Below are 24,334 nucleotides of genomic sequence, written 5' to 3' on the forward strand. Positions count from 1 at the left end.
TGAGCGGCACCGCGCTCATCGAGGCGCCTCGACCCGGTCAATCAGCTGCGCGACGATATCGTCCGCGCGCCGCCCGTCGATCTCGGCCGAGGGCGAAAGCACCACGCGATGCCGCAACAGCGGCTGTGCGAGCAGCTTCACATCATCGGGAATGACATAATCGCGCCCGTCCATTGCGGCGGCGGCACGCGCGGCGGCGGCCAGCGCCGAGGCAGCGCGAGGGGAGGCGCCATTGGCGAGGTCAGGATGCCCGCGCGTCGCGCGCACCAGCGCTACGACATAGCCGATGATCTCGTCCGCCAGCCGCACGCCGAGCACCGCGTCGCTCGCCGCGGCCAGCGCGGCGCCGTCGGCGATCTGCGCAACGCCGCTGTCCGCCGGCCGGGGCGAACCGGTACGCGCGCCATATTGCGCGACGATCGCGCGTTCGCCTGCCTCGTCGGGATAGTCGATGGCGAGCTTGAACAAAAAGCGGTCGAGCTGCGCCTCGGGCAGCGGGTAGACGCCCTGCTGCTCGATCGGGTTCTGGGTCGCGACCACGGTGAAGCGGTCGGATAGTTTTTGCGTTTCCCCGTCGATGGTTACGGCCCGTTCCTGCATTGCTTCGAGAAGTGCGGCCTGAGTCTTGGGCGGCGTGCGGTTGATCTCGTCGGCCAGCAGCAGCTCGGTGAATACCGGCCCGCGCGTCAGCTGAAAGGATGAGGTCTGGAAGTTGAACAGGCTCGCGCCGATGATGTCGCCGGGCATCAGGTCGGGGGTGAACTGAATGCGCCCGAAATCGAGGCCAAGCGTGCGCGCGAAGCTTTGCGCAAGCAGCGTCTTGGCCGTGCCCGGGGCGCCTTCGAGCAGGACGTGACCGCCAGAAAGGAGCGCGATGGTCAGCAGTCGCGTCGCGCCCGACTGGCCGACCACTGCCTTGCTCACCTCTGCATCGATCGCCGCGCCCAATGCGCGCACGTCTTCCAGGGTCATGCCTTCACTTCCTTTCGCCAGTCGTCGAGTTGCTGCGCCGCGCGCAGCAGGTCGGGTTCGCTGTTCGCGTCGCGCACCTTTTGCGCGGTCGCGGCATAGGGGGTCGCTGTGTGCAGGGTATCGAGATGCGCATCGAGCGCCTCGCCCTGCAGCGTGCGGGGCAGGGCGAGGCGTCGCGCCGCCCAGTCGCGCACCGCATCGGCAAAGGCCCCGCCGCCCTCACGCGTGCGGCCCGCGCGGCGGGCAAGGCTCACGATATTCTCGATCAGCGCGCGCTTGCCGAATGCCAGCGCGCGCGGCTCGCGGCGCGGCGGGCCGAAGCGGCTGAAGGTCGCGACGCCGGCCAGCAGCGCGGCGGCGAGCAGCGCGATCGTCACACCGACAAAGGGCGGCTCGAACAGCAGTTGCCCCATGTTCCGCCCGCCCGCGCCATGCGGCAGCATGATATCGAACGCGACCTCGCCCGGATGATCCGGATCGAGCGCCCGGAGCAGCGCAATCGCGGCCTGCGCGTTCTGCCCGCTGGCAAGGCCGACATTGTTGAGCAGGTCGGGATCGGCGAGCACATAGACATTGGTGCCCTTGATCTCGGCGAGCACCGCCGCGCCGTCGGGCGCTTCGATCAGGCCGACCAGGTCCTTCCCGGCGATCGCCTGGATCGGTTCGCTCGTCGCGAACGGCTTCAGCGCCAGGCCGGACGGATAGCGCAGCCTGGTCGAACCGTCTTCCTGATGTGGCTCAACCTGCGTCAGCGCGCTCATCAGCCGCTGGATCGCCGCGGGGGGCACCATGCCATGCCGATCTTCCCGGTCGCGACGCAGCCTTTGCGGGGCGGTGAGCCATTTGGGCAGCACGACCAGCGTCGGCCCTTCATGCCCGCCCATCGCGGCGCGCAACTCGTCCGGCTGCGTGCGAAGATTGGGCAGGAGGACCAGCAGGCCCTCACCGCGATCCTCGCTATCGCCGCTGAGCCAGGCGCTGCCGGCCGCCTGTTCGATCAGCTGGAACAGCGCCTGGAAGCCGGTGGCGTAGCGCGAGGTCGGCGAAGGGGCGTTGCTGCGCGGCCGGTCGAAGCGGTCGCCATAGGTCGCGGTCAGCAGGAAGCCGAGCATCGCCACCAGCCCCACGCCGATGAGGATCAGCACCGTGCGGCGGCGAAAGGGCGACGCTTCGCTCACCGGCTGCCCAGCGCGAAACCGGCATAGTCGCCGCGGGCTCGCTCCCAGTCGGTGCGGGTCAGCATGCCGCCGGCGAACAAGCTGCGTTCGACATCGGCGACGATGCGGGCGAAGATGCCGCGCGCCGCATCGGGCAGCGCGTCGAAGCGGGCAATGTCGCGACTGGTGAGCGAGGGGCGCAGCGGATCGCCGCGCCACGCCTCGATATCCTGGATGCTGCGATGGAGGATCAGGCGCACCGCTTCGGCAAAGCGGCCCTGCGCGGCGAGCTGGTCGGCTTCGTCGAGCAGGGCGCGGGCGGCTGCGGCCTGCGGCACCCAGCGCGGCGCTTCTGACTGGGGCTGGCGGCCAAGCCGCAGCGCCAGCCACTCGCGCAGCGGACGATAGAGGATGAACAGCGCCGCCGCGACCGCCGCGGCGATCGCCAGCCACATCAGCACGGTCCATCCGCCGCCGACCCATTTGACGAAGCGGCCGAGCGCGTCGAACAGCTCGAGCAGCCAGCGCGGCGGCGGAGCGGTGTCGGGCTTGAACCAGGGTAGGTCGAACTGGATGCTGCTGTCGGCCCGGATCGCGCGATGCGCGGCATCGACCGCGGCGGCATCGCCGAAGACCGGCCCGGCGGGAGGGGGGGCGCCGCTTGCCGGCGCGGCCGGTACAGTCACTCGCAATCCCCCGTCACGCATCCGTTGGAGCAAATCACCCGTTTGCGCGCAACGCTTTTCGCTCCTAACGTCCCGGCAACGAAGAAACGAATGTTACAGGGAGTGACCGCCTCTTGATCCGCACCCTTATCGGTGTCGCCGCCGTGGCGACGCTTGCCGCGTGCACCAGCGATGCACGGCCCAAGAGCGCGTCCAGCGACGCGCCTTCCCGCAACCCGGGCAAGGCCTATGACCGCAATCCCTATCCCTCGACCTATCGCGCTTACCCCGGCGTGCCGACGCTGGTCACCAACGTCACGATCTTTGACGGCGAGGGCGGGCGGATCGACGGCGGATCGGTGCTGTTTCGTGACGGCCGCATCGTCGAGGTAGGGCAGTCGATCGCCGCGCCGGACGGGGCAACGGTCATCGACGGGCAGGGCAAATATGTCACGCCGGGCGTGATCGACGTGCACAGCCATCTCGGCGATTATCCGAGCCCCGGCGTGGATGCGCATTCCGACGGCAACGAGGCGACCGGGCCGGTAACGGCAGAGGTGTGGGCCGAGCATAGCGTCTGGCCGCAGGATCCCGGCTTTTCGCGCGCGCTGACCAATGGCGGGGTGACGACGCTTCAGATCCTGCCGGGATCGGCAAACCTGTTCGGCGGGCGCTCGGTGACGCTCAAGAACGTCTACGCCCGCACGATGCAGGGGATGAAGTTCCCCGGCGCGCCTTATGGGCTCAAGATGGCGTGCGGCGAGAACCCCAAGCGCGTCTATGGCGGCAAGGGGCGGATGCCGTCGACCCGGATGGGCAATATCGCGGTCGATCGCGGCACCTGGGCCAAGGCGCAGGACTATCGCCGGCGCTGGGACCGTTATGAGAAGGACGGCGGCGAGGCGCCGACGCGCGACATCGCCATGGATACGCTGCGCGGCGTGCTGGCGGGCGAGATCATCGTCCACAACCACTGCTATCGCGCCGACGAAATGGCCATCGTCCTCGATATGGCCAAGGAATTCGGCTACAAGGTCGGCACCTTCCACCACGCGGTCGAGGCGTACAAGATCGCCGACCTGCTCAAGGCCAACGGCACCTGCGCGGCGGTGTGGGCCGACTGGTGGGGCTTCAAGATGGAAAGCTATGATGCGATCCAGGAGAACCTCGCCATCCTGGAGCGCGAGGGCGCCTGCGCGATGATCCATTCGGACGATGCGAACGGCATCCAGCGCCTGAACCAGGAAATCGCCAAGGTTCGCGCCGCGGCCAAGCGCGCGGGCTATGACATTCCCGAGGAACGCGCCTGGCGCTGGGCGGCGATCACGCCGGCACGGGCGCTTGGCATCGACCAGGTGACCGGCAGCCTGAAGCCGGGCAAGATGGCCGATGTGGTGTTGTGGAACGGCAATCCGTTCAGCGTCTATACCCGGCCCGAAAAGGTGTGGATCGACGGTGCGATGATGTACGATGCGCTCGATCCGAAAAAGCGGCCGGTGTCCGATTTCGAACTGGGCCAGCCGGGCGAAGGAGACGTGAAGTGAAGCGCCTCCTGCTTGCCGCTGCGGCGCTGACCGCATTCCCTGCCGCCGCGCAGACCGTGGCGTTTACCAACGCCAGGCTGGTCATCGGCGATGGCTCTGCCCCGGTCGAGGACGGCACGGTCGTCGTGCGCGACGGGCGCGTGGTCGCCGCCGGCCGCGGCGTTTCAGTCCCGGCCGGCGTGCCGGTCGTCGATGCCGGTGGCCGCTATGTGACGCCGGGCATCTTTGCGGGCTTCACTCGCATGGGCATCGTCGAAGTCGATGGCGTGAGCGAGGCCAACGATGCCGGAGCCGGCAACACGCCGTTCAACGCATCGATCGACGTGGTGCCGGGCGTCAATCCCCGGACCAGCGCGATCACGCTCAACCGGGCCGAGGGCATCACGCGCGCCGTCGTCGCGCCGCAGGCACGCGGATCGATCTTTGCCGGGCAGGGGGCGATCATCGACCTTGGTGCGGACATGGACGCGGTGACCAAACCGCGCGCCTTCCAGTTCATGGAATATGGCGAGACCGGCGCATCGCGCGGCGGGGGCAGCCGCCCGGCAGCCTATGCGATGCTCAAGAACATCCTGTTTGAGGTACGCGACTATGCCCGCGTGCCGGGCAGCTTCGCCGATCGCGGCAAGGACGCGCTGCTCACGCGGGCCGATGCGCAGGCGCTGGTGCCGGTCGTCAATGGACAGGTGCCGCTGCTGGTTCATGTCGAGCGCGCGTCGGACATCCTGACCATCCTCGGCCTCAAGCGTGAGGTGCCGGCGCTCAAGCTGGTGCTGGTCGGCGCCAGCGAAGGCTGGATGGTCGCGCCGCAGATCGCGGCGGCGGGCGTGCCGGTGCTCGCCTCGGCGCTGGCCGACCTGCCAGCCTCGTTCGAGCAGCTGGCCGCGACGCAGTCGAATATCGGGCGGATGCAGAAGGCCGGCGTCACCGTCGGCATCGGCATGATCAACGATGACGAGGCGCGTCAGGCGCGGCTGGTGAAGCAATATGCCGGCAACCTGGTGGCGCTGAACAAGATCCCCGGCGCATCCGGCCTCGATTGGGGCCAGGCATTCGCCGCGATCAGCTCGAAGCCGGCCGAGGCAATGGGCATGGGCACCGAGTTCGGCTCGTTGCGGACGGGACGCCGCGGCGACCTGGTGATGTGGGACGGCGATCCGCTGGAGATCGGCAGCGCGGCAGTGCGCGTTTATATCGACGGGATCGAACAGCCGCTGATCACGCGGCAGGACAAGCTCAAGCAGCGCTACCTCGATCCCAAGGAAGGTGTGCTGCCCAAGGCATATGAACGTTGAACGCGCCGGGCAGCTGCGTGAATGCTGAACCTCGCAAGGCCGGCCGCCCGCGCGATCCGGCCAAGCACAACGCGATCGTCGCGGCGGCGCGTGCAGCCTTTTTCGCGCGCGGCTTTCACGCCGCAACGATCGAGGACATTGCCGCCGCCGCCGGCGTGTCCAAGGTCACCGTTTACAGCCGCTTTGGCGACAAGGAGACGTTGTTCGAAGAGGTGATCCGGGTCGAAAGCGTGCGGATGGCCGCCGTGTTCGAGGCCGAGATCGCGGCGGGAACGACGCTGGAGGATCAGCTCAATGCCTTTGGCGTGGCGCTGGCCGGGCTCAAGTTCAGCGAGGAGCATGTCGCGGTCGATCGCGTGCTGATGAACGAGATCGCGCAGATCCCGGCGCTGGCGCAGCGTTTCTTTGCGGCCGGCCCGCGGCTTTGCATGAACCGGCTCAATGAAGTGATCGGCGCTGCCGCAACGCGCGGAGAAATCGAGGTCGACGACCCGATGCTTGCCGCCGACGACCTGGTCGGGCTGTGGCTGGGCGCGGGGGATCTTGAGATCAAGCTGGGGCTGGCGCCGCTGCCGAGCGTCGACGCGATCCGGCGACGGGTGCGTCGCGCCACGCGACTGTTTCTAAAGATGGTCGGATCGAAGGCGTGACGATCCGCGTTGTTTGGCCAAAAGAGAAGGAGCGATCGATGCGCAACACCAGTTTCGTGATCCTCGCCGCGCTGCTTGTCACAGCGTGCAACGACGGCGCTCAACCGGCCGCCAATGTCGCGATGAACGAGGTGGCGGCGAACGAGGCCGACGCGACCAATTACCAGGCCGAAGTCATCGCGCTGCCGGTCGCCGCGCAGGAAGGCGTGTTCCTCCGCGCCGTTCGCGATGCCCGCCTTGCCTGTCAGAAGGTGACGAAGAGCGAGCGGCTGGAGGATCGCCAGGGCAACCCGACCTGGCGCGCGACGTGCGACGGGAACAACCCGCACCTTATCTCGATCACGCGTGACGGCACCGCCAAGATCGTGAGCCGGACCGACGCCCCGCGCGGCTGATCCGAACGAGAAAAGGGGGGAAGCGCGCCGTGACGCGCTCCCCCGCAAGTTCGGGGCGCTTCTAGAGACCGACGACGCCGCCGTCGTTCTTGGTGATGACGACCAGCGCCGACCGGGGTCGCGTTCCGGCCGGCGCGGTGCCGCTGGCCTGGGTCGCCGGCCAGTTGCTGGTCGGCGCGGTCGGCGTGCCGCCTTCGCCCGGATGCTGGACGCCGACGAACAGCGTGCGGCCGTCCGGAGTCGAATCGACGCCGGTGATCTCGCAATCGACGGGCCCGATCAGGAAGCGGCGCAGATTGCCGCCGGGCGCCGCGCCGATGCGGGTGACCGCCGTGACCGTGCCGCCCGCGCCGTCGGCGTTGCTGACCGTGCGCGTGCCGCCGTCGTTCACGGAGCCGGGCAGGCCCAGCAGCATCTGGTTGTTGGTGACATCGGTGAACGCGCCATCGTCGGTCTGCAGCCACACGAACGGCTTGTTCTGGCCGCTGACGTTGCTGGCGCGGCCGAAGCGAAGGCCATCGGGGCTGGAAAAATCGTTGTCCGCCGTCAGGCCCGACAGGTTGATGTTGGTCGGGTCGAGGTCCGAGCCTGCGCCAAAGGCATAGATGTCCCAGGCGAAGGTCAGTGCCTCGGTCGTATCGCCCGCTTCGCGCAGGCGGAGGATGTGGCCGTTGCGGTTGCTGCGCGAGGTGCTGGGCGGATCGAGATAGGCGCGCGGGTTGGTCGCATCGACTCGCGCCGGCGTGCGGCTCGAATTGTTGGTGAGCGTCAGATAGAGCTCACCTGTCGCCGGATTGACCGCGGTCCATTCCGGTCGATCCATCGGCGTGGCACCCAGCGCATCGGCGGCAAGCCGGGTGTTGACCAGCACATCGGCCTGGCTGGCGAAGGGATAGGTCGCGTTCGACGCCGTCAGCGGCCCGGTGCCGAACACCAGCGGACGCCATTCGCCCGTGCCGTTGGCGTTGAACACCGCGACATAGAGGATGCCCGTGTCGAGATATTTGTCGCCCATCGCGAGGCGATCGGTCGCGGCGGCATCGTTCGCGGTCCATGGCGTCGCCGAGACGAACTTGTAGAGATATTCGTTCTGCGCGTCGTCGCCCATGTACCAGGCCGGCTTGCGGCCCGCGACCATGTTGCCCGGCCAGCAGCCTTCATGGTTGAAGCGGCCGAGCGCGGTGCGCTTGCGCGGGGTCGAGGTGGGCACATAGGGGTCGATCTCGACCACCCAGCCGAACTGATTGGGTTCGTTGCGCCAGTCGGTCGTGGCGGTGCCACCTGTCGTGGCGCGCGCGTCCCAGCGACGGAACAGCGTGTTGCCGCTGTCGGCGGCGACCACGGTCGACCAGCCATAGCTGCCGGTGCTGCTGCTCACGCCGGCGCGGGCCAGGGCGGTGATTTCCTTTGCCGTGCGGTTGGCATTGTCGCCCGAGCGGCGGAAATAGCCCGCCCAATTCTCTTCGCACGTCAGGTACGTCGCCCAGGCGGTGCTGCCATTGGCGCAGTTGTTGATCGTGCCGCGACCGGCCGTGCCATCGGTCGAATAGGGCGTGACGAGATAGTCGGTGCCGCGCACCGGGCCGCTGAACGTCATCGGCGTGTTGGGCGTGATGCGGCGGTTGAAGCTGCTGGCCGGGACATAAGCCCAGGAGCGGCCTGCGCCCTCGACATATTCGAGCACGCCCACGCCATGTGCCTCGATCTCCTTGATCGCTTCGCTTTCCGGGCGCACGCCGCCGGGCGAGGTCGATCCGCCGACGTGCAGATATTGGGTCAGGATGTTCTCGTAATTTTGGACGATCAGCCCGCGCGTCGAACTGGCGTCGTCGCGCGTGCCGGTGGCGCTGAGCCCGAAATAGTTGAGGCCGTCATGCTGATCGCCGACGCGCTGCGCGAAGTTGGTATCGGTGCCATTGTTGGCATAGGCTGCGACGCCCGCCGCGATGGGATCGCCGGTGCGGCCGCCGATCGTGACGGTGTAGCCCGCCGGCACGGTGACGACGTCGTTCTTGTTCTTGGCCACGGCGGCGAAGCCGATCGCCGCGGGCGCGATGGTCACGCTGACCGTGTCGCGGCCGATCTGTCCCGACGTGTCGGTTGCGTTGTACTGGAAGGTCAGCACCGTCGGCGCTGACACGCCCGGCGCGATGAACGAGGCCGCGTTGGTGTTTGCGCCCGACAGCGCGACGGGCGGTCCCGCCGTCTGCACCCAGGCAGCGGTGAGCGCGCCATCGTCCTTGGCCTCGGCCGTCAGCGTGACGACTCGACCAGCGGTCGTGCTGCCGCTCGATCCGATCGAAACGACGGTCGGCGAGGAATCGAAATCGCCGCCATCGCAGGCCGACAGCATCGTGCCGCCCAGCAGCGCCGCCGCCGCCGCGCCGCCGCCCGAGCGCAGCGTCGCGCGCCGCGAATAGCGCTGTTCGATCATCGCGCCGAGCGGCGTTGTGGTGGAGCGGTTGGTCTCGATATCGCCGTCACAATAGGCGAAGTCGGCGTTCATGATCTGCGTCATTGCTGCGTGTCCCCTCGACTATCCCGGGCGCGGGACAGCCACAGGGGGCGTGTGGCGGGCGCATTTGACAGGTTGATGAGCGCGCGTTGACGAAGGCGTTGCGCTTTCGCGTCAGTTCGATGACGCGATTGCCGCCGGCCGGGGGAGCGATGTAATGCGCAGGCGATGGACGAGCCGCGCCAGAGCCTGATCGACCGCATGACGGAGCGGCTGTCGCCGCCGGCAGCGCCGATGCGCACGCCCGACATGCCGGCGATCGATTGGCGATGGGCCGCGGCGCTGATCGGCCTGATCGCGCTGGGGCCGGTGCTCACGATCGGCGGCGCCAAGATGCTGGAGCGCGATGCACTGGCGACGGCAGCGCGAGTGCAGGCAGAGGCTGCGCCGCGCATTGCAGCCGCCGCACAGGACCACGATGCGCGCGAGTTGCTGCGCGCCGCCGTTCGTCGCCCGACTGCTTCGGTTTGGCTGGACCGGGTCGCCGCGGCGCTGCCAGCCGAAGCGCGGGTGGCGCGTATGACGCAGGCCGCGGACGGCGCGGTCGAGTTGGAGATCACAGCGCCGGACCCCGATCCGGTGCGGACCGCGCTGCGCCGCGATCCGGCCTTCGCCGGCTTTCGCGAGGCCGGACAGCGCCGGGCGGGCGCGCTGATCCTGATCCGCTATCGGCGCGCGGCGTGAATCGGGCGACGACCCTGACTGGGCTGGCGGGCGGATTGGTGGCGTTGCTGTCGCTCGCGCCGGCGACTGGCACCGCGCTCGAGGACCTGGCGCGTGCGCGCGCCGCGCGGGCCGAGGCGGCGGCGCTTGCCGCACGGCCGAGCACGCCCGCGCCGCCGCTGCTGGCGGCCAGGCTGCGCCTGCCGGGCGGCGCGAAGGCGGCGATCGCGCGCATCCGCAGCCTTGCGGCGGCAGGCGGCGTGCTGGTCGAGCAGACCGATATATTATCATCGCAAGGCGGCGTTATTCGGCTGCGAGTGAAGCTGTCCGGGGCTGACAAGGCCGTCATCGCGCTGATCGACCGGATCGAGCGCGATGCGCCGCTGATCCGCTTTGACAGCTGGCAGCTTCAGGCGCTGGGCGAGGCCGAGGTGCGGCTGACGGGCGAGGCGGTGGCGGCATGAAGCCAAGCCGCACAACCTGGGTGCCGCTGGCTGGGGCAGGCGCGTTCGCCGTCGCGCTGCCCGCCCTGCTGCTGTCGTCCGGAAACATCGCCACGCCGCGCAAGGCCGTGCCGGAGGTGCGCACGGTGATACCGCCACCGATTCCAGCGGTGGCCGCGATCTATGAGCGCAGCCTGTTCGCGCCGGCAGAGGGCGGCGATACGGCGCCCGCCGACGCGCCCGCGCTGGTCGGGATCGCCGGGCGGCTGAACCGCGATGCGGTGGCGCTTGTGCGGCTCGGCGACGGCAGTTCGCGCAGCCTGAAGCTGGGCGAGAGCGTCGACGGCTGGCGGCTGGAGAGCCTGGCGATCGATGCGGCGTTCTTTACCCGCGGGCGTGAGCGGGTGCGGGTGGCGATGGCGGCCGACGGCGCCGCCGATCAATAGATCCCGTCGATCTCCAGCGTCAGGCGTGGTGGCAGCGGCTTGAGCAGCAGGTTGCTCGGCCGGTTGTGATCCAGTTCGTCGGCGCGCAGCCGCGCATATTTCGCCCTGGCCACCGCCGCCGCATCCTCGCCATTGCGCAGGATGGTGGGCTTCAGGAAGATGAACAGCGTGCGCTTCTGCCGGCTCTCGCGCCGGCCCTTGAACAACTCGCCCAGGATGGGAATGTCGCCCAGGATCGGCACTTGGCTTTTCACCTGGCCATAATCGTCCGACGTCAGACCGCCGAGCACGATCGTCTGGCCATTGTCAGCCAGCACGGTCGTGTTGATCGCGCGGCGATTGGTGATGAGGTCGCTGGCCTGGCTGAGCTGAGTCGCGGCGATCGACGATGCCTCTTGCACCACCTCGAGCCGGATCGTGTCGCCGGCGTTGATGCGCGGCAGCACTTTCAAGGTGATGCCGACATCCTTGCGCTCGATCGAGGTATAGGGGTTCACGGCCCCGCCGCTGCTCGGCAGGATCGAGCCGGTCACGAAGGGCACTTCCTGCGCCACGACGAACTCGCCGACCTTGTTGTCCAGCGTCGTGATCTGAGGCGTCGAGAGCAGGTTCGACTTGGACGAGGTGCCGAGCGCCTGGACCAGGATCGAGAAATCGTTGCCGATCCCGATATTCGCGCTCAGCCCCGGACCGACCAGACCGGCGGCCGGCACGCCAAGCGCGGTGAGGATGGTGCCAAGCGAGGGGACGCCGGGACTGGTGTTGAAGGAGGTGGCCGCACCCTCGACCTGAGTGAGCGCCGCGGCGCCGGTACCGAGCTGGACCGCCAGCGCTTCCGCCTCCTCGCCGGTGATCTCGGCGATCGCAGCCTCGATCAGCACCTGCGGACGGCGCACGTCGAGATCGGCGATGAGCGGTTCGAGCGCGGCGATGGCTGTCGGTGTGCCGCGCAAGACGACGGCGTTGATGTCGGGCGACGGCTGGACGGTAAGGTCGGGGGTCGAGAAGCCCTGAACCGCGCCCTGTTCGCCCGTGCCGAGTTGCGCGGACTGCCGGTCCTGCGCGGCAGCGCCCGCTGCACCGGCGGCGGCGGCCAGTTGCGCAGGGCTTTGTCCGCCAGAGGCGATCAGGCCGCCGAGCACGCCGCTAGGGCTGCGAGGATTGTTGCGCGATCCGGCGGACAGGCTGCGCGCGATCGGGTTGTTGGTCGTTGCCTCCTGTCCCAGCACGCCGCGCAGCACTTCGGTCACCGCTTCGGCGTCGGCATAATCGAGGCGGAATACGCGGGTGATCGGCGTCGCGCCGCCGGGCGCATCCAGCGACGCGATCATGCGCCGCGCATCCGCGACGGCGCTGGGCGTGCCGCGCACGATGATCGTGTTGCTGCGCGGATCGCCCGCGACCTTCGCGCCGCCATCGCCCAGCACGGCCTGAAGCGACTGGGCGACTTCGGGCGCACTGCCGTTGCGCAGCGTGACGGTGGCAAAGGTCAGGCCACCGCCATTGCCGTCGAGCGAGCGCAGGATCGCCTCGACCCGGCGGACATTGTCGGCATAGTCGGTGACGACCACCGCATTGGGCTGGGCCAGCGGCTCCACGCTGCCAAAGCTTGCCACCAGCGGCCGCGCGACGCGCGCAGCCTCCGCAGCCGGAACGTTCGACAGGCGGATCATGCGCGTGATGAGTTCCTGTCCCGACGCGCTGCGGGTCGAGACGCCGCCGTCGCGCACCGCATTGCCCTGCGGCACGATGCGCCACGCCCGGCCCGAGCGCACGGCGGCAAAGCCGTTCGCGCGCAGCACCGACTGGAACAGCTCCCATACGCCGGCGGGCGAGAGCGGCTGGGCCGAGGTCACGGTGACCGTGCCCTTGACCGCCGGGTCGAGGATCAGCGTGCGGCCGGTGAGACGCGAAATCTGGTCGGCGACATCGGCGATTTCGACCCCGCGCATGTTGACGACGATGTCCGCGGCGTCGCCGCTTTGCGCGAAGGCCGGCTGGGCCACCATGGCGGTGGCCGCAAGAGCGAGGAGCGAACTGCGGATCGGATTGCGCACGAGTCGGATACCTAGCGGGTCGGGACGGTCAGCGTCAGTGGCTTTCCGTCGCGGGTGATCTGAATTTGAGCGGAACCGGCCGACTGCGCGGCGGCAAGGGCGTTAGCGGCCTGGGCCTGGGTGCTGACGGGCCGTCCGTTGACCGAAGTCACGACGTCGCCCTGCTGCAAGCCCGGGGGCGCTCCGGCGCCGATCTGCACGCCGCCGGGGACAGGGGTCAGTCCCGCAACCAGCGGCGACGCCAGCCCGACCGCATTTGGCGAGAGCGGCGGCGAGGCCGATGCAGCGGTGCCGGGCTGAGGCTGAGGTGCCGGCGCGGGCTGAGCGAGCGCGGCGGCCTGTTGCTCGGCGGTGAGCGTGGGATCGGGGAAGGCCAGGAATTCGATCCGGCCGTTGACGCGCAGCAGGACGCGGTCGCGCAATATGCCCTCGATCACCCCGCCGCCCGGGGCTTCGCCGATGCGGAACGGCTTGGCCGGCTCGCTGCCCACTTCGATATAGGCGACGGAAAGCGCGGCAGGTGAGGCGGCGAACACGCCCTTGAGCTTCAATGGCAGGGCGGTCGCCGTCGTCGCCTCGCTGCTGCCCTTGCCGAACGGCGCGAAGGCGAGCGCCGGGGTGAGGTCGGCGACCTGCGCGACGGGGCGTGCGCCCGACGGCACCGTGACCGTGCCCGTGCCGGCATGGCCCGCAATGCGCCAGGTCAGCCCGGCCAGTGCCACCGCCACCGACACGATCACCCCCGCCGTCACGATGTCGAGCGCGGTGCGCGATTGGCGCGCGGTGAGGTCGAGGATGCGGATCATGTCCCGCTGCCCTCCACGAAGCCGTCGAGCGATGCAAGCGGGGTTCGTTCGGCGCCCTGTGCGAAGACCTGGATGCGCACCTTGTCGATCCCGGCGTCGGCGGTGCGCGAGCGCGCGATCGCCACCCGCCATTGCTGGCCCAACAGCTGCGTTTCGGCGGCGTTGGCGGCGGGATCGGCGAGCTGGATTTCGGCCAGCCGATTCTCTGCCACCCACATCGCGGCGGCGCGGCGCTCCATCGCGCGAGTCGAATCGATATGCGTTTCGACCGCGCGGATCAGGCCGACCGTGGCAATGGCGAGCACGGCCAGCGCGACCAGCGCCTCGATCAGCGAGAAGCCGTCGTCCCTCACTGCACCGCCACCTTGCTGGCCGTTGCCGTCACGCCGTCATAGCGCACGATCCAGCGCTGCTCGCCATTTTCGATCGTGGCCGACAGCGGCTTGCCCCCGCCATCGACGCCCAGGATCACGGGCGGGGCGGTGTCGATGGTCACGACGATCCCACTGGGCAAGGTGTGCGGGGCGAGCGCGTCGCTCAGCGGGACCATGGACCCGTCGCGCTTCACCGCGGCAAAGCCATAGCCATGTTCCTGGGTCGTGAAGGCGATGATCCGATCGCCCAGCATCGCATCGTCGGCCGCCGCCTGGAGCCGCAGCGCCAGCCGCCGCGCCTCCGTCTCGACCGACGGCGCGCGGGTTGCGGTGCCGATGCCGAGCGCGACGCCGCCGGCGGCGATGCCGATGATGACCAGCACGATCAGCATCTCGATCAGCGTCATGCCGTGTTCGGCGTCAGAGATGCCTTCCCCCCGCAAGGGCCTCAGCCGCCCTTGGTGTCGAGGTCGGCGTCCAGCCCTTCGCCGCCGGGCTTGCCGTCCTTGCCCAGCGACTTCAACTCGAACGATGCCCCGGTCGAGCTGTAGACATAGGGATTGCCCCAGGCGTCGACCGGGTCTTCCGAGACGTAGCCGCCGTCGGGCCAAGCGGCGGGGAGGGGCGGGGTAACCGGTTTTTCCGCCAACGCCTTTAGCCCCTGCTGCGTCGTCGGATACTGGCCGTTGTCGAGCCGGTACATCTTGAGCGCGCTCGACAGGCTGGCGAGGTTGGTCTTCGTCGTGGTGACGCGCGCCTGGTCGGGGCGGCCGACCACGTTCATCGTGACCAGGCCCGCGACGATCGCGATGATGACGAGGACCACGATCATCTCGAGCAGGGTCAGCCCGGCCTCGCTGTCCGGAATGGCGCGACGCTTGCCCTTGAGCGGCGCGGATGCCACGGTGTCATCGAACTGTTTCAAAACTATGCGCATCGCGGCCCCATGCGTCCTTCTCGTGAAAGCAATGTTACAACTCATGACGGCGGAATCATGACTGGCCCAGCGATTTCTCCGGCGGTTCCCAACGCCGTCGAAGCCCGTGCCGGGGGCGTGTGGACGCTCTCGGGCGAGCGGCTGATCATAGCCGAGCCGGGCGGCCCTGCAACCGTGCTGGTGCCGAGCGAGTCGGTGTTGCTGCTGGCCGTGGACTTGCCGCTGGCAAGCCGGGCGAAGCGGCTGGCGGCGCTGCCCTTTGCGATCGAGGACCGCATCGCCGATCCGCTCGACGCGGTGCACATCGCGCTGGGCGCCGAGATCGCGCCGCAGCGCTATCTGGTCGCGGTGGTGCGCCATTCCGTCATGCTGCGCTGGATCGAGCTCGCCGATGCCGCCGCGCTCGGCCATGCGGCGCTGGTTCCGGACGCGCTCGCGCTGCCGGTGCCGGACGCGGGCGAGTGGAGCGCCGAGGCAGCGGACGGACGCGTGCTGGTACGCACCGGCGACGGCACGGGCTTTGCGCTGCCGACCGCGCTGATCGCTCAGGCCTGGGAAGCGGCGGGACGGCCGCGCATCTGGAATATCGGCGGCTCGCCGATCGGCGAACTGCCGCACGAGCCGCGCGTGACCGGAGGCGGGGGGCTGGCCGAGCGGCTGCTAACGCCGCCGGTCGATCTGCGCCAGGGGCCCTATGCGCGGCGGGCGGTGGCCCGCGGCAGCTGGTTGCGCCGGCTGGGCTGGGTCGCCGCCGCGGGCATCGCCGCGCACACCGTCATCGCCGCCGCCGATACCGTGATGTTGCGCGTCATCGCCGAGCGCCGCGCAGACGACACGCGTGCCGCGATCGCACAGGCCGCACCGGGTGCAAGCATCTCGGGCGACCTGCGCACCAGCGTTGCCGACCTGCTGCCGCCGCCCGGGCAGGAAGCAAGCGCGTTCGTGCCGCTGATCGCCCGCACGTCGTCCGCACTTGCCCCGCTGTCGAGCGCGGTGACGGCGCGCGCGATGCGGTTCGACGGCAATGCGCTGGTGCTGGACCTCGATCCCGGCGATCCGGGCCTGGCCGATCGCGTACGCGGCGCGTTGCGGGCGGGCGGGGTGGCTGGCGACGTCATCGCCGCGCCCGATGGAGCACTTCGCGTGACGGTGCGCGCATGAGCGTGATCCGCATCATCCGCATGCCCGCGCTGGAAGCCGCCTTGCTGCGGGCCGAGCTGTGGTGGAGCGGCCTCACCACGCGCGAGCGTTGGCTGGTCGGGACGCTGGGCGGGCTGCTCGCGGCGCTGATCCTGGTGTTCGGTGTCGTCAAGCCGCTGCAGGCCGCGCGGGCGCAAGCGCTGGCCGATATCCGCACCTATGAGACGCTGACCGCACGGGTGCGCGCCGCCGGCGTGCTGGTGCCAGCGGGCGCGCGCCCGGCGCAGCGATCCGAGCCGCCAGCGCAGGCGGTGCAGAATATCGCGCGGGAAGCAGGGCTGACGGCCGCGGTCGCGCCCGACATGACCACCACGCTCGCGGAAGCGCCCTATGAGGCCGTGCTCGGCTGGATCGCCAATGTCGAGCGCACCACGTCGCTTCGCGCCCGCCGCGTCGAGTTGCGCAGGGGCGCCGCGGCGGGCCGCGTGCTTGCCACTGTGGTGTTCGGCTGATGGACGAGACGATCATCGTCAGCGACGTCGAGCCGGTGACGCTGCCCTATAGCTATGCGCGGCGCGCCGGGGTGGTGCTGCGCCCTGGTCCGGCGGGGCTGGAGTGCCTGCACCGAGCCTCAGCGTCGCTGGATGCGCTGCTCGAGGTGCAGCGGATCGCCCCCGCCGCGCGCTTCGCCGTCGCCGACGATGCCGCGTTCGATGCCGCGCTCGCCGCCACTTACGGGGGCAGCGGCGCGGCGGCGGCCGAGTTCGATCTGGGCGAGATGGACCTGGCCGCACTGGCCGACAGCGCGGCGGCGGTGGACGACTTGCTCGACACGCGTGATGATTCGCCCGTCATCCGCCTCATCAACGCGCTGCTGCTGGAAGCGGTGAAGGAAGGCGCGTCGGACGTGCATGTCGAAACGCAGGAGAAGCGCGTCGTCGTGCGTTTCCGCATCGACGGCGTGCTGCGCGACAAGCTGGAACCACGCCGCGAACTCGCGCCGTTGCTGGTCAGCCGGATCAAGGTGATGGCCAAGCTCGACATCGCGGAAAAGCGCGTGCCGCAGGACGGGCGCGTGACGCTGCGCATCGGCGGGCACGACGTGGACGCGCGCGTTTCGACGCTGCCGACCCAGCATGGCGAACGAGTCGTGCTGCGCCTGCTGGAAAAGGGGTCGCTGAAGCTCGATCTCGAACACCTCGGCATGAGCGAGCGCGATCGAACGGTGTTCGCGCGCCTGCTCGAGCGGCCGCACGGCATGTTGCTGGTCACCGGGCCGACGGGGTCGGGCAAGACGACCAGCCTTTATGCCGCGCTCGCGCGTCTGAACGACCGCAAACGCAATATCATGACGGTGGAAGATCCCATCGAATATGAACTTGCCGGGATCGGGCAGACTCAGGTCAATTCGCGCACCGGCATGACCTTTGCCCGGGGCTTGCGCGCGATCCTGCGCCAGGATCCCGACGTCATCATGGTCGGTGAGATTCGCGATCAGGAAACGGCCGAGGTCGCGGTGCGATCGGCGATGACCGGGCATTTCGTGCTGTCGACGCTGCACACCAACAGCGCGGTCGGATCGGTGACGCGGCTGATCGACATGGGGGTCGAGCGCTATCTGCTCGCGCCGATGCTGGTGGGTCTGGCGGCGCAGCGGCTGGTGCGGCGGCTGTGCCCGACGTGCCGGCGGCAGGACGTAGCAGGCGAAGGCGATTCGCTGATGCTGGGCGGCGTGCTGAAGCCGGGCGAGCCGGTGTGGCGCGCGGTCGGCTGCAACGAATGCGGCGGCGACGGCTATCGCGGGCGTGCCGGGGTGTATGAGGTCGTGGCGGTCGACGAGCGGTTCCAGGCCATGATCCACGACGGCGCGTCCGAGGCCGAGATCGAAGCGCACGCGCGCAAGGACAATCCCAGCTTGCTCGACGACGGCGTCGCCAAGCTGCACGCCGGGGTCACGACGATCGAGGAAGTCGCGCGGGTGACGCGGGAAGAGGCATAGTGGCGAGCTTTGCCTATCGCGCCGCCGACCGGGCGGGTGCGCAGAAGAAGGGCGTGGTGGAGGCGACCAGCCCGGCCGCCGCCCGGGCGCTGCTGCGCGAACAGGGCTTGCTGCCGCTCAGCGTCGATGCCGCGAGCGAGCGCAGGTCGGTCGGCAGCATCCAGCTGCCGCGCCTCAAACGCGCTGGCATGTCGTCGCGCGAACTCGCCACCGCCACGCGGCAGATCGCGACGCTGGTCGGTTCCGACATTCCAGTCGAGGAAGCGCTGCGGCTCGCCGCCAGCCAGTCCGAGGCGCAGCGTGTGTCGACCATCCTGCTCGACGTGCGCGCCGCGATCCTCGACGGGCGCAGCTTCGCCAATGCGCTCGGCCAGCATCCGAAGGTCTTTCCCGAATTCTATCGCGCATCGGTCGCGGCGGGCGAGGCATCGGGCAAGCTGACCGACGTGCTCAACCACCTGGCGCAGTTTGTCGAGCATCGGCAGGCGAACGCGCAAAAGCTGCAACTGGCGCTGCTCTATCCGGGGCTGCTGGCGACCGTTTCGCTGGGCGTCATCGTGCTGCTGCTCGTCTATGTCATTCCCGACATCGTGAAGGTATTCGTCTCGCGCGGAACCGACCTGCCGCTGCTGACGCGCATCCTGATCGCGCTGTCGAGCTTCCTGCAGGACTGGGGGCTGTACATCCTGCTCGCTGGTCTGGTGGCGTTTCTGGTCTTCAGCCGCTGGGTAGCGGTGCCGGCCAATCGGCTGAAGGTGCATCGTGGCTTCACGATCCGCTGGCCGTTCCGCCGCTTCTCGCGCCAGCACAATGCCGCGCGCTTCGCCGGCAGCCTGGCGACGCTGGTCTCAAGCGCGGTGCCGCTGGTCGAGGCGCTGCACGCCGCCGCCGCCGTCACGCCCAATCGCTGGGTGCGGGAACGCGCGCTGCACGTCGCGGCGCGGGTTCGCGAAGGCATCAGCCTGCGCGCGGCGATGACCGAGGCGGGGGTATTCCCGCTGATGCTGACTGCGATCGTCGCATCTGGCGAGGCGAGTGGCCAGCTGGGGCCCGCGCTCAGCCGCGCGGCGGACGAGCTCGACCGCGAGCTGGACGCAGTGACGACGGCGCTGGTCGCGCTGGTCGAGCCGCTGGTGCTGCTGCTGATGGGCGGGATGGTGCTGATGATGGTGCTGGCGATCCTGCTGCCGATCATCAACCTGAACGATCTGGTGACGTTGTAGAGTTGGTGCACGCGAAGGCGCGAAGGCGCTAAGATGAGAAGATTTTTTCACGCGGAGACGCGGAGGACGCAGAAATGTGGTTCTGCCGCGCCAGCGGCTTTCTTCCATGCAACGGTTCCGCTAGCCGATCGGCCGGAGGGTGAGCGTGCGCTTCGCGCAGTAGGTCAACATCCCTGCGTCCTCCGCGCCTCTGCGTGAAACATCCTCTTCCTTCCTGGTCAGATCACGCCCGAGATCGACGCCCCTGCCGGCATGCCGACAAACGGCAGGACGCGCGCGCCCTCGTTCGTCATTCGTACCGTCAGCGCGCCGTCCTCGGTCAGCGTGGCTTCGATCAGCGTCTGTAGCCGTTGCGTTGCGGGCGCTATGCGGATGCGGGTGGTGGTGCCGATCTTCTCGGCGGTCAGCAGCAGCGACGGGACCGGCACCGCCGCGCCGCCGCCCTTGGGCGTGCAGGTGCCGGGATCGGTGGTCAGCTTGCCCGCGATCATCTGATCCGATCCGCCGATGGCGATGCGATCGAACTCGCTCTGCGTCACCAGGTCGCAGGTGAAGGGCAGGTTGGGCTGAAGCGCCTGGAGCAGCGAGGCGTGCGCGCTGCCGCTCACCTTGTCGAGCACGGTGCCGCCGAACCGCACCAGGCCGCGTCCGCCAAGGTCGGTGTCCGGCCCGGTCGCCTTCCAGTCCATCGCAAAGCCGAGGCTGGTGAGCGAGCGCAGCGGCGCCCAGTTCCATTCGACCTTGGTGCCGCCGGCGATGCCGACCTCGCCGTTCCATACCGTTCCGGCGATGCCGGTGCGCCAGGGCCGGTTGCTGAACGCCACGCCAGCCGGCATCATCGCGACCATCGCCAGCGCATATGCGGCTATGCCGAGCACGACGAACACGGTAAGACGCCGCCGTGCCGACCAAGACGCCCGTTCCAACGCCGGTGCTGCGACGCCGGGATCTGCTGCAATCAGGCCTGTTGTTGCCGTTGGCATCGATGGCGAGTCCCTCTTTTGCGGCCGACAAGATCAAGCGCGACAAGCGGCCGGTCGCGCTTTTGCTGCCATTAAGCGGCCCGCGCGCCGCGCTGGGGCTTAGCATGCGGCAGGCGGCGTTGCTCGCGGATTCTGGGCCCGAGATGATTGCTTATGACACCGGCGGCACGGCGGCGGGCGCGACGCTCGCTGCGCGCAACGCGCTGAAGGCCAAGGCGGCGATGATCCTGGGTCCGATCACGGCTGAGGAAGCCATCGCCGTCGCGGCGCAGACCGCTGGCCGCGTGCCGGTGATCGCGTTCAGCAACAACGCCGTCGCACGCGCGCCCGGGACCTTCATCTTCGGCATTACCCCAGCCCAGGTGACCAGCGCGATCCTGCGATATGCCCGTTCGCGCGGGGTGCGTAACGTGGTGGTAATCGACGATGCCACGCCGTGGAGCGCCGCAGCCGCGCTGGCCGCCGGACGCATCCAGGGTGAGATCGGGGTCGATGTGCGCGTGCTGCAGGTCACGCCCGGCCAGCCGCTGCCGCCATCGGGCGACGCGCCCGATGCGGTGCTGCTGCCCGGCAGCGGGGAAGCGGTGCTGGCGGCGGCGCGCAACTTGAAGTCCACCGGCATCCAACTGCTCGGCACGGTTCAGGCGCTCGACCATCGCCCCGCCGCGCTGGAGGTGCTGGACGGCGCGTGGATCGCAAGTCCCGATCCGGCGGCATTCGGCAAGTTCGCGGGCGAATATCGCGCGCGTCACGGCGGCGATCCCGGCGCGCTCGCGGCGCTGGCCTATGACGCGGGCGGGATCGTCAAGGTACTGCGCGACAAGGGTGCGCTGAGTGCGGCGGGCTTGCTGGCGGAGACGAGCTATCCGTGCGTCACCGGCAGCGCCCGGTTCCGCACCGACGGCAGCGTGTCGCGTGAGATGGCGATCCTGGTCGCGAGTGGCGAGGGGTACAAGCCGGTGGCGGTGAGCCAGGGCGCGTGAGCGCTTCCCGTCGTCCGCGCCGGTCCGCTCCGCCAGGCGAGGATGGCTTCACCCTTCTCGAACTCATCATCTCGCTCGGCCTGTTTGCGCTGATCTCGGTCGCAGGGCTGGGACTGCTCGACAGTGTGCTGAACGTTCAGGGGCGCACCGAGGCACGACTTAGCCGGCTTGCCGAGGTGCAGCGCGCCATGTTCGTGCTGCAGAGCGACCTCGACCAGGTGACGCGCGGCGACATTTCGGGCGGCGGGAACGGTGTTGCCTTTACCCGCGTCGCCGGCGGCGTCGGGGGGCCGGCCGTTCCGATTAGCTATGGCGAAGCGCGTGGCGTGTTGATCCGCAATGCCCCGCAGCCGCAGGCGCTGCTGAGCGGAGTCAGTGGAGCGCGGTGGCGCTTCCGCGACGGGAATGCGTGGGTCGAACGCTGGCCACCGAATGAGGAACGCCGGGGTGAGTGGCCGCGCGCCGTGTCGGTCGAGTTCCAGCTGACCGGGCAGGGGCCGCAAGGGACGCTGCGCCGCATCGTCGTGTTGCCGGTGCGTGCCAAGGAAACGCCGTGACTTCCGCGCGTGATGACGAGCAGGGCATGATCCTGGTCAACGTTCTGATGTTCGTCGCTATCGCCAGCGGCCTGGTCCTGCTGATGATCAGCCGCGAGGAACTGGCGCTCGACCGGTCACTGCGCGGGCGTGAGGCGGCACGGGCGGCGGCGATCGTGCGCGGCGGCGAGCTGTCCGCGATCACCGCGCTGCAACGCGATGCGATCGATGCGCCGGATGTCGACCACGCCGGCGAACCCTGGGCCGGCATCGGCGCCAGGGGGGCGTCGATCGATGGTGGCAGCTTCGACCTTGCCATTTCGGATGCGGAGGGGCGCTTCAACGTCAACTCGCTGCGCAGCGGCGCGGTCGATCCGGTCGTGCTGTTCCAGAAGCTCGCCGCGATTGCCGGTCTCGATGAAGCGCAGACGACCGAGGCGATCGCCTATGTTCGTGCGCAGGGGCCGGTCAGCGACACGCGGCCGATCCGCCTGATCCCCGGCGCGGACCGCGACGCCATTGCGCGGCTGGAGCGAATGGTCACCGCCCTGCCGGGCACCACGGCGGTCAACCTGAATGCCGCCGATCAGGAACTTCTGGCCCTGCTGTTCGACGACCCGCTGGTGGCCACGCGGCTGGTCGCCCTGCGCAAGCGCAACGGCCAGATCACGCTGCGCGACCTGTCCGATCTCAAGGTCACGCAGCCGCCCGGCACTTCGTTCAGGTCGAACACCTTCTGGGTGCGTGTGCGCGCGACGATCGGCGATACGGTGCAGGACGGTGCGACGCTGATCCAGCGCCGCCGCCTCGACGAACGCACGGTCGAGGTCGTTCCGGTCGCCCGCTGGCGCAACGCGGCTGTCCCTCCGGAAGCACCGGCGATATAGTATCACGCGCTACGTTCCAGGAGATTCGCATGTTCGACCGGCTGTTTCTGGGCCATCCGCGTGAGGTGGGGGAAAGCTATGGCGAGCATTTCGCGACCGCCGCCGGCTTTGGCGCACGCATGGTGGTGGGCGGGCTGGCCTGCATCGTCCATGCCGTGGTGCCGTCGTTGTTCGTGCGTACCGCGAGCGACACGGTGAAGTCGCTCTATGCCCGCATGAAGGCGCGCCAACCCGCATTCGCAAGTCGTCCGCCGGCCTTCGCCGAACCGGAGTGGCAGCTCGAATACGAGATTTGAGGCGTGGCGATCCAGCATGTCGGCATCGTCGGCGCGGGCTTTTCCGGCACGCTTCAGGCGATCAATCTGCTGCGCCACGACGGCCCGCGCGCGACGCTGATCGAACGCGGTGGCCGGGCCGGCGAGGGGCTGGCCTATGGCGCGGCGCATCCCAGCCATGTGCTGAACGTGCGCGCTGGAAACATGAGCGCGTTTCCCGACGATCCTGCGCATTTCGTGCGCTGGCTGGAAGGGCGCGGCGTGAAGGATGCGGCGACCACCTTTGCCTCGCGCGTCACCTATGGCGAATATCTGCGCGAGATGCTGGACCGGGCGATCGCGACGAGCGGCGGGCGGTTGAGCGTTCGCTATGGTGAGGTCGTGGACGCGATGCCGCGGGGCGCGGGCGTCGCGTTGGCGCTGGCTGACGGGACGGTGTTCGATGCCGATGCGGCGGTGCTGGCGGTCGGGAACCTGCCGCCGCACGACCCGCCGGGTCTGACTGCGGATTCGCTACCTGACGATTTGTACAAGGGCGATCCATGGGCGTCCGATCTCGCCGATGGCCTGACGCCTGACGATATCGTGGTGGTGATCGGCACCGGTCTGACGATGATCGACGTGGCACTGATGCTGGAGGCGAAGGGCTTTGCCGGCCGCATCGTCGCGATTTCACGGCGCGGCCTGCTGCCGCGCCGGCACGAGGGCGCTGGCGAGTGGGCGCGGATCGAGGATCGGCCGGCGACGGTCGCCTCAGCGCTGGTCCGGTGCGTGCGGCATCGGGCCAAAGCCATCGGCTGGCGCCATGCGGTGGACGAGCTTCGCCCCTTTACCCAGCCGATGTGGGCCAATGCCAGTGAAGCGGAACGCGCACGGTTCCTGCGGCATCTGCGGCCATGGTGGGACGTGCATCGCCATCGCCTGGCGCCACAGGTTGCCGATCGACTCGAGGCGATGCAGGCAAGCCGGCGGTTGCAGGTCGTGGCCGGCAAGACGCTGGCATTCACGCCAAAGGACGGGGGCGTCGAAATGGTCTGGCGACCGCGCGGGGCGGATCGTCCGCAAACCCTGCGCGCACGGCGCATCGTGAATTGCACTGGGCCGCTCGGCGACCTTTCGCGCACCACCGACCCGCTGCTCTCCGCCCTGCGCGGCCGGGGTGCGATCCGGCCGGATGCCGCGCATCTCGGCATCGACGTAAATGGCGTCGGGCAGGTGATCGGCGCGGACGGAAGCCCGAGCGAACGGCTCTATGCGATCGGCCCGATGACGCGCGGCGCGTTCTGGGAAATCGTCGCGGTTCCCGACATCCGCCGGCAGACCTGGGATGTCGCGCGGCGACTGTCGAATGCGCAATGGGTCGGCGGCGAAGGGCTTTAGCCTGTCCGG

Annotated in this window: 26 protein-coding genes; 16 read left to right on the forward strand and 10 right to left on the reverse strand. The window is 69.2% G+C overall.

All coding sequences use genetic code 11. The features are described from left to right. Positions 1 to 15: 15 nt before the first annotated feature. Genes BFL28_RS01710 through BFL28_RS01720 form a run of 3 tightly spaced genes read right to left on the reverse strand, consistent with a single transcriptional unit; the run spans position 16 to position 2,815 of the window. A complete protein-coding gene (locus tag BFL28_RS01710) occupies positions 16 to 972 on the reverse strand; it encodes an AAA family ATPase (protein ID WP_069318917.1) in 957 nt (318 codons plus the stop codon). Next, positions 969 to 2,150: a hypothetical protein gene (locus BFL28_RS01715; protein WP_069318918.1), complete on the reverse strand. Its 1,182-nt coding sequence runs from the start codon at positions 2,148 to 2,150 to the stop codon at positions 969 to 971. Before BFL28_RS01715 ends, BFL28_RS01710 begins: the two co-directional genes overlap by 4 nt. After that, positions 2,147 to 2,815 carry a hypothetical protein gene (locus BFL28_RS01720; RefSeq protein ID WP_119184521.1) on the reverse strand — a complete coding sequence of 223 codons (669 nt, stop codon included), beginning with the start codon at positions 2,813 to 2,815 and terminating at the stop codon, positions 2,147 to 2,149. The genes BFL28_RS01715 and BFL28_RS01720 overlap by 4 nt, the downstream gene beginning before the upstream one ends. Positions 2,816 to 2,928: 113 nt before the next feature. On the opposite strand from BFL28_RS01720, the gene BFL28_RS01725 reads away from it, so the two are divergent. Genes BFL28_RS01725 through BFL28_RS01740 form a run of 4 tightly spaced genes read left to right on the forward strand, consistent with a single transcriptional unit; the run spans position 2,929 to position 6,678 of the window. After that, positions 2,929 to 4,338 (forward strand): amidohydrolase, encoded by a 1,410-nt coding sequence (locus BFL28_RS01725; RefSeq protein WP_241527180.1) that lies wholly within the window; start codon positions 2,929 to 2,931, stop codon positions 4,336 to 4,338. Next, entirely contained in the window at positions 4,335 to 5,633 is a 1,299-nt protein-coding gene (locus tag BFL28_RS01730) for an amidohydrolase family protein (protein WP_069318919.1), read from the forward strand. Before BFL28_RS01725 ends, BFL28_RS01730 begins: the two co-directional genes overlap by 4 nt. A 17-nt stretch (positions 5,634 to 5,650) precedes the next feature. Continuing rightward, positions 5,651 to 6,283 (forward strand): TetR/AcrR family transcriptional regulator, encoded by a 633-nt coding sequence (locus tag BFL28_RS01735; protein ID WP_069318992.1) that lies wholly within the window; start codon positions 5,651 to 5,653, stop codon positions 6,281 to 6,283. A 38-nt stretch (positions 6,284 to 6,321) separates the two neighbouring features. Beyond that, positions 6,322 to 6,678, forward strand: a complete 357-nt coding sequence (locus BFL28_RS01740; RefSeq protein WP_069318993.1) for a hypothetical protein — start codon at positions 6,322 to 6,324, stop codon at positions 6,676 to 6,678. Positions 6,679 to 6,739: 61 nt separating this feature from the next. On the opposite strand, the gene BFL28_RS01745 is transcribed toward BFL28_RS01740, so the two are convergent. Further along, positions 6,740 to 9,196, reverse strand: a complete 2,457-nt coding sequence (locus BFL28_RS01745; protein ID WP_069318920.1) for a PhoX family protein — start codon at positions 9,194 to 9,196, stop codon at positions 6,740 to 6,742. A gap of 165 nt (positions 9,197 to 9,361) precedes the next feature. Here BFL28_RS01745 and BFL28_RS01750 point away from each other — a divergent pair, with 165 nt between their 5' ends. From BFL28_RS01750 to BFL28_RS01760, 3 genes are read left to right on the forward strand one after another with little or no spacing between them, the layout of a single operon-like run. Continuing rightward, positions 9,362 to 9,877, forward strand: coding sequence for a hypothetical protein (locus tag BFL28_RS01750; protein WP_079246868.1), 516 nt, complete (start codon positions 9,362 to 9,364; stop codon positions 9,875 to 9,877). Next, on the forward strand, positions 9,874 to 10,320 hold the full coding sequence (locus tag BFL28_RS01755; RefSeq protein ID WP_069318921.1) for a hypothetical protein: 447 nt from the start codon (positions 9,874 to 9,876) through the stop codon (positions 10,318 to 10,320). Before BFL28_RS01750 ends, BFL28_RS01755 begins: the two co-directional genes overlap by 4 nt. After that, entirely contained in the window at positions 10,317 to 10,745 is a 429-nt protein-coding gene (locus BFL28_RS01760; protein ID WP_069318922.1) for a hypothetical protein, read from the forward strand. The genes BFL28_RS01755 and BFL28_RS01760 overlap by 4 nt, the downstream gene beginning before the upstream one ends. On the opposite strand, the gene gspD is transcribed toward BFL28_RS01760, so the two are convergent. Genes gspD through gspG form a run of 5 tightly spaced genes read right to left on the reverse strand, consistent with a single transcriptional unit; the run spans position 10,739 to position 14,919 of the window. Beyond that, positions 10,739 to 12,802 carry a type II secretion system secretin GspD gene (gspD, locus tag BFL28_RS01765; RefSeq protein WP_241527181.1) on the reverse strand — a complete coding sequence of 688 codons (2,064 nt, stop codon included), beginning with the start codon at positions 12,800 to 12,802 and terminating at the stop codon, positions 10,739 to 10,741. The two genes, BFL28_RS01760 and gspD, sit on opposite strands and share 7 nt — an antisense overlap. Before the next feature lie 11 nt (positions 12,803 to 12,813). Beyond that, positions 12,814 to 13,608, reverse strand: coding sequence for a type II secretion system protein N (locus tag BFL28_RS01770; protein ID WP_069318924.1), 795 nt, complete (start codon positions 13,606 to 13,608; stop codon positions 12,814 to 12,816). Then, on the reverse strand, positions 13,605 to 13,961 hold the full coding sequence (gene gspI / locus BFL28_RS01775) for a type II secretion system minor pseudopilin GspI (protein ID WP_069318925.1): 357 nt from the start codon (positions 13,959 to 13,961) through the stop codon (positions 13,605 to 13,607). The genes BFL28_RS01770 and gspI overlap by 4 nt, the downstream gene beginning before the upstream one ends. Then, positions 13,958 to 14,425, reverse strand: a complete 468-nt coding sequence (locus BFL28_RS01780; protein ID WP_420911744.1) for a prepilin-type N-terminal cleavage/methylation domain-containing protein — start codon at positions 14,423 to 14,425, stop codon at positions 13,958 to 13,960. The genes gspI and BFL28_RS01780 overlap by 4 nt, the downstream gene beginning before the upstream one ends. A 5-nt stretch (positions 14,426 to 14,430) precedes the next feature. Further along, positions 14,431 to 14,919, reverse strand: a complete 489-nt coding sequence (gene gspG, locus BFL28_RS01785; protein WP_069318927.1) for a type II secretion system major pseudopilin GspG — start codon at positions 14,917 to 14,919, stop codon at positions 14,431 to 14,433. 57 nt (positions 14,920 to 14,976) lie between these two features. Here gspG and gspL point away from each other — a divergent pair, with 57 nt between their 5' ends. Genes gspL through BFL28_RS01805 form a run of 4 tightly spaced genes read left to right on the forward strand, consistent with a single transcriptional unit; the run spans position 14,977 to position 19,281 of the window. Then, positions 14,977 to 16,080, forward strand: a complete 1,104-nt coding sequence (gspL, locus tag BFL28_RS01790; protein WP_069318928.1) for a type II secretion system protein GspL — start codon at positions 14,977 to 14,979, stop codon at positions 16,078 to 16,080. Then, positions 16,077 to 16,571 (forward strand): type II secretion system protein GspM, encoded by a 495-nt coding sequence (gspM, locus tag BFL28_RS01795; RefSeq protein WP_069318929.1) that lies wholly within the window; start codon positions 16,077 to 16,079, stop codon positions 16,569 to 16,571. The genes gspL and gspM overlap by 4 nt, the downstream gene beginning before the upstream one ends. Continuing rightward, positions 16,571 to 18,058: a GspE/PulE family protein gene (locus BFL28_RS01800; RefSeq protein ID WP_069318930.1), complete on the forward strand. Its 1,488-nt coding sequence runs from the start codon at positions 16,571 to 16,573 to the stop codon at positions 18,056 to 18,058. The genes gspM and BFL28_RS01800 overlap by 1 nt, the downstream gene beginning before the upstream one ends. Beyond that, the gene (locus BFL28_RS01805; protein WP_069318931.1) at positions 18,058 to 19,281 is read left to right on the forward strand and encodes a type II secretion system F family protein; all 1,224 of its coding nucleotides are present in this window, start codon (positions 18,058 to 18,060) and stop codon (positions 19,279 to 19,281) included. Before BFL28_RS01800 ends, BFL28_RS01805 begins: the two co-directional genes overlap by 1 nt. A gap of 218 nt (positions 19,282 to 19,499) precedes the next feature. Here BFL28_RS01805 and gspN read toward each other — a convergent pair whose 3' ends face one another. Continuing rightward, positions 19,500 to 20,207: a type II secretion system protein N gene (gene gspN, locus BFL28_RS01810; protein WP_241527182.1), complete on the reverse strand. Its 708-nt coding sequence runs from the start codon at positions 20,205 to 20,207 to the stop codon at positions 19,500 to 19,502. A gap of 59 nt (positions 20,208 to 20,266) precedes the next feature. Here gspN and BFL28_RS01815 point away from each other — a divergent pair, with 59 nt between their 5' ends. The 5 genes from BFL28_RS01815 to BFL28_RS01835 are packed head-to-tail and all read left to right on the forward strand — an operon-like array spanning position 20,267 to position 24,325. Next, positions 20,267 to 21,247 (forward strand): penicillin-binding protein activator, encoded by a 981-nt coding sequence (locus tag BFL28_RS01815; protein ID WP_241527183.1) that lies wholly within the window; start codon positions 20,267 to 20,269, stop codon positions 21,245 to 21,247. Continuing rightward, entirely contained in the window at positions 21,244 to 21,804 is a 561-nt protein-coding gene (locus tag BFL28_RS01820; protein ID WP_069318932.1) for a type II secretion system protein GspJ, read from the forward strand. The genes BFL28_RS01815 and BFL28_RS01820 overlap by 4 nt, the downstream gene beginning before the upstream one ends. Continuing rightward, complete coding sequence (locus BFL28_RS01825) at positions 21,801 to 22,670, forward strand: type II secretion system minor pseudopilin (RefSeq protein ID WP_241527184.1); 870 nt, start codon at positions 21,801 to 21,803, stop codon at positions 22,668 to 22,670. Before BFL28_RS01820 ends, BFL28_RS01825 begins: the two co-directional genes overlap by 4 nt. 29 nt (positions 22,671 to 22,699) lie before the next feature. Continuing rightward, on the forward strand, positions 22,700 to 22,966 hold the full coding sequence (locus BFL28_RS01830) for a DUF6356 family protein (RefSeq protein ID WP_069318933.1): 267 nt from the start codon (positions 22,700 to 22,702) through the stop codon (positions 22,964 to 22,966). A 3-nt stretch (positions 22,967 to 22,969) separates the two neighbouring features. Then, positions 22,970 to 24,325 carry an FAD/NAD(P)-binding protein gene (locus BFL28_RS01835; RefSeq protein WP_069318934.1) on the forward strand — a complete coding sequence of 452 codons (1,356 nt, stop codon included), beginning with the start codon at positions 22,970 to 22,972 and terminating at the stop codon, positions 24,323 to 24,325. The last annotated feature ends 9 nt before the right edge of the window (positions 24,326 to 24,334 follow it).

This window comes from Sphingomonas turrisvirgatae, assembly GCF_001721295.1.
In the GTDB taxonomy this organism is placed as follows: domain Bacteria; phylum Pseudomonadota; class Alphaproteobacteria; order Sphingomonadales; family Sphingomonadaceae; genus Sphingomonas; species Sphingomonas turrisvirgatae.